Source organism: Pseudoduganella sp. RAF53_2, assembly GCF_052113985.1.
Classification (GTDB): Bacteria; Pseudomonadota; Gammaproteobacteria; order Burkholderiales; family Burkholderiaceae_D; genus Rugamonas.
Window position 1 is genome coordinate 1 of the sequence record NZ_JBFRDW010000927.1, and the last position, 1618, is coordinate 1618.

The 1618-nt window shown below is 59.6% G+C and carries 1 protein-coding gene and 1 pseudogene; both read right to left on the bottom strand.

What is annotated here, in order from left to right; all coding sequences use genetic code 11:
- On the bottom strand, positions 1 to 1255 hold a 1255-nt coding region (locus AB4Z11_RS31090; RefSeq protein ID WP_442029950.1), incomplete at its 3' end, for a PhoH family protein.
- A 229-nt stretch (positions 1256 to 1484) separates the two neighbouring features.
- Positions 1485 to 1618 (bottom strand): annotated as a pseudogene (locus AB4Z11_RS31095) (peroxiredoxin); the annotation flags it as partial.

Sequence of the window (1618 nt, forward strand, 5' to 3'; positions counted from 1 at the left end):
GCGCCAGGCCGGCGGCCAGTGCCAGCAGGGTCTTGCCGGTACCGGCCTGGCCCAGCAGGGTGATAAAGTCGCACTCGGGATTCATCAGCAGGTTCAGAGCGAAGTTCTGCTCGCGGTTACGCGCCGTGACGCCCCACACGCTGTTCTTGTTGTGGGAATAGTCGCGCAGCGTCTGGATCACCGCGGTCTTGCCGTTGATCTGCTTGACCTGGCCGTAGAACGAAGCTTCGCCGTTCTTCGGTTCCAGGAACACGAACTGGTTCACCAGCAGGGACGGGATGAACGGGCCGGTCACGCGATAGAAGGTGGCGCTCTGGCCGTTCTTGTTCTCCTGCCACGACTCCATGTCCTTGCCATGCTTGTTCCAGAAATCGTCCGGCAGCTGGACGATGCCCGAGTACAGCAGGTCGGTGTCTTCAAGTACGTGGTCGTTGAAGTAGTCTTCCGCCGGCAGGCCCAGTGCGCGCGCCTTGATGCGCATATTGATGTCTTTCGACACCAGCACCACCGCGCGGCCCGGCTGCTCGGCTTCCAGCGAACGCACGACCGCGAGGATCTGGTTGTCCGCCTTACCTTGCGGCAGGCCTTCCGGCAAATCGGCTACCTGCACCTTGGTCTGGAAATACAGGTGGCCTTTGGCATCCTTGTTACCCAGCTTGTTCAGCGGGATACCGGTTTCCATGTCGTCGTCGTCGGTATTGCTGACCAGGGCATCGAGGGTACGCGATACCTGGCGCGCATTGCGGGCGACTTCGGACATGCCTTTCTTGTGGTTGTCCAGTTCTTCCAGCGTCATCATCGGCAGGAAGACATCGTGCTCCTCGAAGCGGAACAGCGAGGAGGGGTCGTGCATCAGCACATTGGTGTCGAGCACGAACAGCTTGGTCATGCCCACCTGATCGGCGTGGCGGCTGGAGGCGGACTTCAGCACGACCTCGTGTGCCTTGTGCTTGGCCGGATGCGGTGCATCGGGCTTGATCGGCGTGACCTTGCCGCGCGCCAGGGGCGCAGCCTTGGTGCGTGGTGGCGCCGGGACATCGTCCGGCAGCTTGGCGACCTTGAGGGCCGGGGTTTTCTTTGCAGCTGCGGTCTTCTTTGCCGCAGTCTTTGCAGGTGCCTTGGTTGCCGCTTTCTTCGGCGCTGGCGCTGCATCTTCTTCAACGGGGAAGGGTACCGGATTCGATCCGCTCGCCTTCGGGTAGTCTTTAGCCAGCAGTAAGGTGGCTGGCTTGCTAGGCAGTTTTGGCAGTGGCATCAGGATCTCAATCTAAAAAAGTTCCGCCCACGCCAAAGCCGCCGCAGCAGATCGGGCATGGGGATGGATGCGTGGGGAAATCGGAAATGAAAGGCTGCCTAAGGCCGCCGTTGCGGCCAGTATTGCAGTCCGGTTGGCACCGGGGTGAGTGGTTGGAAGAAGCTTGACTCAAAATCTGGCTATATTAAAGCTCAGTTACGGTTGTTCGACCGCAAGGAGGGCTTTGCCATCAGCCCTGGCTTGCCACGAATTCCAGTACATCATCAACGTGACCTGGAACCTTCACGCCTCTCCATTCTTTCACCAATCGCCCTTGAGCGTCAATGACAAACGTGCTGCGTTCGATTCCACGTACATCTTTAC